The sequence below is a fragment of the Microbacterium sp. genome, assembly GCF_036566905.1.
Taxonomy (GTDB): domain Bacteria; phylum Actinomycetota; class Actinomycetes; order Actinomycetales; family Microbacteriaceae; genus Microbacterium.
This window is the reverse complement of record NZ_DATCVK010000067.1, coordinates 1-6,586: the sequence shown is the minus strand read 5'-3', so window position 1 is coordinate 6,586 and position 6,586 is coordinate 1. Positions and strand designations below refer to the sequence as shown.

Below are 6,586 nucleotides of genomic sequence, written 5' to 3'. Positions count from 1 at the left end.
CTCTTCCGATCTTGTCGACCGCGACGTCGGCGGCGCCCGCCGCCAGGTAGTTCGCGCGCACCGCGTGGCCGCGCAGGGCGGTCGCCTCGCGCACCGGCACGTCGTCCTGGAAGTACCTGCGCCCCCATTCGATGTCGCGGAGCGTGCCCCGGCCGTGGCGCTCCACGAACAGGCGCGCCTGCTCGAGGTAGCGCGGCTCGCCGGTCGCCCGGGCGAGCTCGGCGAGCCCGACCTCGATCTCGGCGTGGCCGCAGATCCCGTCGCGTCCGCCGGGCCCGAACTCCCCGCACACGAGGTCGGCGGCGCGCACCGCGATGCGGAGCAGTCCGTCGTCCGCACCCGGGCGCGTGCGCTCGCGCGCCACCGCCGCCTGGAAGAGGTGGCCGAGGCAGTACAGCTCGTGGCCCCACTCGAGGTCGGACCACCGCGCGCCCTGGCCCTCGCGGCCGAACTGGGTGTTGAGGTATCCGTCGGCCTCCTGGGCTGCCGCGACACGGCCGACGACGGCGCGCAGCCGAGTTTCGAGGCCGGCGTCGTGGGTACGGCCGATCTCCCAGGCGAGCGCTTCGAGGTACTTGTACACCTCGGAGTCCGAGAACTCGCGTCCGCGGCGCCCCTCCGGCAACGTGCCGGCGGCGGCGCGATCGAAGTTGCCCAGCCAGCCCTCGGATTCGAGTCGGCTCTCGATGTGCGTGAGTGTGTTGCGGCCGTTGACGTCCTGCCGGCCGCCCCAGAAGCCGCCGATGATGCGGACCTCCTGCTGGCCGAGGGGGCGGAGGCGGCCGTGCGCCGGAGCGACGGGCGCCTGGGGCGCGGTGGTGGTCTGCATGGTCATCCCTTGAAAGCTCCCGACATGAATCCCCGGACGTAGTGGCGCTGCAGCACCAGGAACAGCACGATGCAAGGAAGGGCCAGCACGACCACTCCCGCCTCCGTCGCCCCGTAGTCGATGACGCCCTGCACCTGCACGCGAAGGTTCGAGACCGCCAGGGGCAGCGTCATCCGGTTCGTGTCGGTGATGAGGATCAGCGGCGCCATGAAGTCGTTCCAGGCGGCGAGGAAGGCGAACATGCCGACGGTGATGAGCCCGGGCTTGACCGCCGGCAGCAGCACGAGCCGGAGCGCCCCGAAGGTCGTCGCGCCGTCCACCAGGGCCGCCTCGTCGAGCTCGCGCGGGACGGACTCGAAGGAGATCCGCATCATGAACATCGAGAACGGCAGCTGGAACATCGTGAGCACGATCGCGACGCCGACCAGGGAGTTGCTGAGGCCGACGGCGTTGAGGATCACGTAGAGCGGGATGAGCAGCGTCGTGTACGGCACCATCAGGATCGCGAGCACCGTGAGGAACAGCAGGTTCTTCCCCGGGAACGAGAACCGCGCGAAGGCGTAGCCGCCGAGGGTGGAGACGACCAGGGTCAGCAGCACCGTCAGCAGTGCGACGAACGTCGAGTTGCCGAGGTAGACCCAGATCCCCGCCTGGTAGTCGGCGAGTGCCGCGTAGTTGCCGAGCCCCCAGCCTTCCGGCTGGCTGGTGCCGGCCCGCGGTGCCACGGACGACACGGCGGTCCAGATGAGCGGGTAGAGGAACATGATCGCGAGCGCGGTGGTCAGAACGGCGTACGGGATGCCGAACACGATGCGCGCCGCGGGGGAGCGCCGCGCGCGACCGCGCGCGGGCTGCACCTCGATGAGGCGGGTCGCGGAGGGAAGGGTCTGTGCGGACATGGCGGGAATCCTCAGTCCTCGTCCGTGCGGCGGAACGCGCGCAGCTGGAACATGTTGATGACGATGAGCGCCAGCAGCACGATCACCGAGAGCGCTGCCGCGATGCCGAGGTTGTTCTGGCCCTGGAAGGCGACGTTGTAGATCAGCTGCACGATCGTCATGGTGCTGTTGTCGGGTCCGCCCTTGGTGAGGATGTAGAACTGCTCGAACGCCAGGAGCGACCCGGTGACGCACAGCACGATGGTGAGTGCGAACGTCGGCCGCAGCAGCGGAAGCGTGATGCCGCGGAAGGTCTGCCACGCCGAGGCGCCGTCGATGCGCGCGGCCTCGTACACGTCGTCGGGGATTGCCTGCAGGCCCACCAGCATCAGCAGCATGTAGAAGCCGGCGTACCGCCACACGATGAGGAACACCGTCGACCACAGCGCGCCCTCGGGGGTGCCGAGGAATGTGAAGCCCCACGACTGCATGAGGTCGGCGAACGGACCTGCGTAGGGCGAGTAGAGCACGTAGAAGAGGAGGGATGCCGAGGCGAGGCCGAGTGCGCTCGGCACGAGGAACGACGTGCGCAGCAGCGACTTCCACCGGGTGGACTCCTGCACCAGCAGTGCGAGCCCGAGGCCCAGGCCGATGAGGAGGATCGTCGTGATGACCGTGTACTTCAGGGTGAACCAGATCGCGTCCCAGAACAGGCGGTGGTCGACGGCGTCGACGTAGTTCTCGGGGAGGTTCCAGCCCTGGTTGCCCGAGAGCAGCGGCCAGTCGGACGCCGACATCTGCAGCACGAGCAGCAGTGGCAGGAGGAAGACGAACACCACGAACAGCGTGGTCGGCGAGGCGTAGAGCCAGCCGCGCAGCGCCTCGCGCCGGGCGCGCGAAGAGCGGTGGGGCGGCCGGGAGGGGATGGTCGGTGGACTCGTCGGCGGAGTCAGCGTCTCGGCGGACATGGCGTTCGTTCTCCGGGGATAGGGGCGGTGGCCCGGTCGCCCGGGCCACCGCCGCGGCTCACTGCGCGAGGATCTCGGTGATGGCGTCGTTGTCGGTGTCGACCGTGTCGGTGCCTTCGAGCACGGCGTTGCGCACGAGCGTCAGCCAGGGGCTGCCGGGCGCGTTGAACGCCTGCTGGAAGTTCAGCGCCACGGGCGTGTCGCCCTGCGATGCCACCTCGTTGATGGTCACGAGCCGCGGATCCTTCGCCGCGTACTCGTTGTCGGCGAAGTCCGCGCGCGAGACGACGTCGTTGTCCTTCGCGAGGACGTCCACCTGGGCCTCCTCGGACATCAGCCAGGTGAGGAAGTTCCAGGCCTGCGCGGCCTTCTTGGAGTCCTTCGAGATGCCGATGCCGTCGCCGCCGACGAAGGTCGAGGCGCCGCCGTCGACGCCGGGGATGCCGGCGACGCCCGTGTCGAACGGGGTCGACGACAGCAGCGTCGCGGGGTAGAACATCAGTCCGACGTTGCCCTCGGTGAAGCCCGCGGTCCAGGTCGGGCCGGCCTCGTCCTGCGAGCTGGGCAGTACGGCACCCGACTCCCACAGATCGCGCCAGGTGTCGTAGACCTCTTTGGCGGCGTCGTTCGCCAGCAGCGACTCGTGGCCGTCGTCGCTCAGCACTTCTTCACCGGACGCCCAGATGCTCGGGAACCACGTGAAGACGAGGCATCCGCCGCAGTTCAGGCCGGTCGCCGTGCCGTAGACGCCGTCCTTGCCCAGCGCCTGGATCTTCTTGGCCGCGTCGGCGTACTCCGCCATGGTGGCCGGTGCCTTCTCGGGGTCGAGCCCGGCCTCTTCGAACAGCTCCTTGTTCCAGAACAGCATCGACAGGTCGAGCACGAAGGGCAGGACGTGCTCCTTGCCGTCGGCATCCGTCCCGGCCGAGAGGTGGCCCTGATTGATCTGGTCCTTGTAGTCGAGGCCGTCGATCTGGGCGCTGATGTCCTGGAACAGGCCCTGCTCGACCCAGTTGGGCACGTAGACGATGTCGGCGGCGAACAGGTCGGGCAGCCCGCCCGAGCCGGCAGCGGCGCCGACCTTCGCAACGTAGTCGTCGTTGGGCACGACCGTCAGTTCGACCTGGTTCTCGTGCGACGCGTTGTAGGCGTCGACCAGGAGGTTCGCCTGCTTCTCGAGAGGTGCGCGGGTCCAGAGGGTGAGGGTCGTCCCATCGTCCGTCCCCTCGGCCGGGATGTCCTCCGCAGGCGTCGCCGAGCCGCCGCCGGCGCAGCCGGCGAGGCCCACGAGGGCGCCTGAGAGGAGGAGTGCGGTCGCCGCGTGCCAGCCGGCGGCGCGACGTCGGGTGTTGGTCATTGCAGTCTCCTTGGCTCGTCTTCGAGCGTGCGCGTGCGGGATCGCCGCGCCGCTGCCGTGATCGATATCGAAAACATCGAAATCGCTTTCGGCACGGTATCGTGAGAGTTCACGAGCGGTCAAGACGTTGCTTCGATAACGTTTCCGCAACGAGGAGGGGTGATGGCCGCCAACGAGTCCGGGGGACGCAGCGCGACGCTGAGCGATGTCGCGAGGCGCGCGGGAGTGTCGATCGCGACAGCGTCGAAGGCGCTCAACGGCCGCGAGGACGTCGCACCGGCGACCCGGCGGCGGGTGATGGATGCCGCAGAAGAGCTGTCGTTCACCCCCAACGCCATGGCGCGCGGCCTCCTCGCGGGACGCACCGGCACCGTGGGCCTGCTCACGAGCGACCTCGAGGGCCGCTTCATGATCCCGATCCTGATGGGTGCCGAGGACGCCTTCGGCGCCGGGCAGGTCAACGTGTTCCTCTGCGACGCACGCGGCGACGCGATCCGCGAGCAGCACCATCTCAAGGCGCTGCTGAGCCGGCGCGTCGACGGCATCATCGTCGTCGGCCGGCAGACCGACCCCCGCCCCTCGCTCGGTCAGGAGATCCCCGTGCCGGTCGTGTACGCCTACGCGCCCTCCGACGACCCGCGCGACCTCTCGCTCACGCCCGACAACTACGCCGGCGGACGCCTTGCCGTCGAGCACCTCATCGCCTGCGGACGCACCCGCATCGCCCACATCACCGGCGACCCCGCCTACGCCGCTGCGCAGGATCGCATCGCAGGGGCGCGGGCGGCGCTCGACGCCGCCGGCCTCGAGCTCGTGGGCGACCCGATGTTCTCGGAATGGACCGAGCACTGGGGGCGGGACGCCGCCGCGATGCTGCTGCAGCGGCACCCCGATGTCGACGCGATCTTCTGCGGATCCGACCAGCTCGCCCGCGGCGCGCTCGACACCGCGCGCGATCTCGGCCGTCGCGTGCCGGAGGACCTCGCCGTCATCGGCTACGACAACTGGGAGGTGCTGTCGACGAACTCACGGCCCGAGCTGACGAGCATCGACGCCAACCTCCAGCAGCTGGGACGTCAGGCGGCCCAGCGGGTGTTCGACGCGATCGACGGCGTCGACATCGGCGAGGGCACCCACCACCTGCCCGTGCGCCTCATCATCCGGGGCTCGACGATCCAGCGCCGCTGACGCGGCAGCCGGCTAGGCGCTCCCGCGTCGCCGCCGACGCGCGCGGAAGCTACGCGCGCCCTCGTCGCCGCCACCAGGGGTGACGACGCCGCGCGGCGGCATCCTCCGCATCCGCCTGTGCCTGCGCCGCGACCCGCGCGCTGCGCCGCTCGCGCCACGCCGCCACTTCGGCGTCGACGTCGCGAGGGGGTGTCACGACCGGCGGGCCGCCCTGCAGTTGCCGCCGGGCATCGATGACGCGACGGTTGAAGTCCTCGAGCGCCTCGCGCACCTCGGCCTCGCGCGACAGCGCGTCGAGCCGGCCGTCGAGCTCGGTGTTCTCGACCCGCAGCCTGAGAGCCGGCGGGCCGAGCCCGGTGAGCTTCTCGGTCTCGATCTTCCGGCGGATCCACCAGTCCGGATCATGCGTCGCGCCCAGGCCGGGGATCGGCTTGCCGGCACCGGGCAGATCGTCGAACTCCCCTCTCCGGATCGCCTGCTGGATCGAGTTCTCTACCACCGCAGCCCGCTCGGCCGCCGAGAAGCCGCGTGCCGGCGGCGCGGCGGCCTCCGCGGCATCCTCTTCGTCCGATGTGTAGCCCTGCTCGCGCTGCCACTTCTCGAAGCGGTAGCGCTCGGCGGCTTCGCGAGGCCCCTCGGTCATGATCCCGGGATGTGATCCCGCCACGAGTGCTGCGGGTCGTACCCGAGCAGACGCCGGGCCTTGTCGATCGAGAGCAGGGTGTCGTGCTCGCCGAAATCGCGGGTCGGCACGCCGGGGAAGACCTCGGCGACGAGCTCGGCGTTGGGCCGCGACATCACGGTGTCGGCGGCGGCGATGATGTAGGTCTCGAAGCCGGGAGGGGCGACCTCGAGCGCCCGCTGCACCGCCTGGGCGCCGTCGCGGGCGTCGATGTAGCCCCACAGGTTCCACTTGCGCTGCCGCGCGTCGGCGTCGTACGAGGGGAACGCCGCGTAGTCCTCCGGCACCATGACGTTCGAGAACCGCAGGCCGGTGATCGACAGCTCGGGGTGCCACCGCACGAGCTCGACGGCCATGCGCTCCTCGAGCGTCTTCACGAGCGAGTACACCGACTCGGGGCGCGGCGGGTACTCCTCGTCGACCGGGATGTACGGCGGCGGCACGTCGAACGGCAAGCCGAGCACGGTCTCGCTCGAGGCGTACACGATGCGCGTGATGCCGAGCCGCCGTGCCGCTTGGAACACGTTGAACGTCGAGAGCATGTTGTTGTGGAAGGTCGCGACGTCGCTCGCGATGCCCGGCGCCGGGAGCGCCCCGAGGTGCACGATGGCGTCGACCCCCGAGTGCCGGTCGTCGACGCCCGCGATCGCGTCGACCACCTGGCCGTAGTCGGTGAGGTCGACC

The 6,586-nt window shown here is 70.1% G+C and carries 7 protein-coding genes; 1 reads left to right on the top strand and 6 read right to left on the bottom strand.

The genetic code is table 11. From position 1 onward, the window contains the following. The 4 genes from VIP82_RS05835 to VIP82_RS05820 all read right to left on the bottom strand — a co-directional run. A partial coding sequence (locus VIP82_RS05835) for a beta-L-arabinofuranosidase domain-containing protein (RefSeq protein ID WP_331906586.1) occupies positions 1-835 on the bottom strand: 835 nt, incomplete at its 3' end. Then, a complete protein-coding gene (locus VIP82_RS05830; protein WP_331906584.1) occupies positions 832-1,728 on the bottom strand; it encodes a carbohydrate ABC transporter permease in 897 nt (298 codons plus the stop codon). The genes VIP82_RS05830 and VIP82_RS05835, both read right to left, overlap by 4 nt. Positions 1,729-1,739: 11 nt before the next feature. Then, a complete protein-coding gene (locus VIP82_RS05825; RefSeq protein WP_331906582.1) occupies positions 1,740-2,675 on the bottom strand; it encodes a carbohydrate ABC transporter permease in 936 nt (311 codons plus the stop codon). Between the two features lie 58 nt (positions 2,676-2,733). Continuing rightward, the gene (locus tag VIP82_RS05820) at positions 2,734-4,032 is read right to left on the bottom strand and encodes an ABC transporter substrate-binding protein (RefSeq protein WP_331906580.1); all 1,299 of its coding nucleotides are present in this window, start codon (positions 4,030-4,032) and stop codon (positions 2,734-2,736) included. Positions 4,033-4,194: 162 nt separating this feature from the next. Here VIP82_RS05820 and VIP82_RS05815 point away from each other — a divergent pair, with 162 nt between their 5' ends. Then, positions 4,195-5,220: a LacI family DNA-binding transcriptional regulator gene (locus VIP82_RS05815; protein WP_331906578.1), complete on the top strand. Its 1,026-nt coding sequence runs from the start codon at positions 4,195-4,197 to the stop codon at positions 5,218-5,220. A gap of 49 nt (positions 5,221-5,269) precedes the next feature. Here VIP82_RS05815 and VIP82_RS05810 read toward each other — a convergent pair whose 3' ends face one another. Then, a complete protein-coding gene (locus tag VIP82_RS05810; protein ID WP_331906576.1) occupies positions 5,270-5,863 on the bottom strand; it encodes a DnaJ family domain-containing protein in 594 nt (197 codons plus the stop codon). After that, positions 5,860-6,586 (bottom strand): NAD-dependent epimerase/dehydratase family protein (locus VIP82_RS05805; RefSeq protein ID WP_331906574.1); only part of this gene is annotated, 727 nt, incomplete at its 5' end. The genes VIP82_RS05805 and VIP82_RS05810, both read right to left, overlap by 4 nt.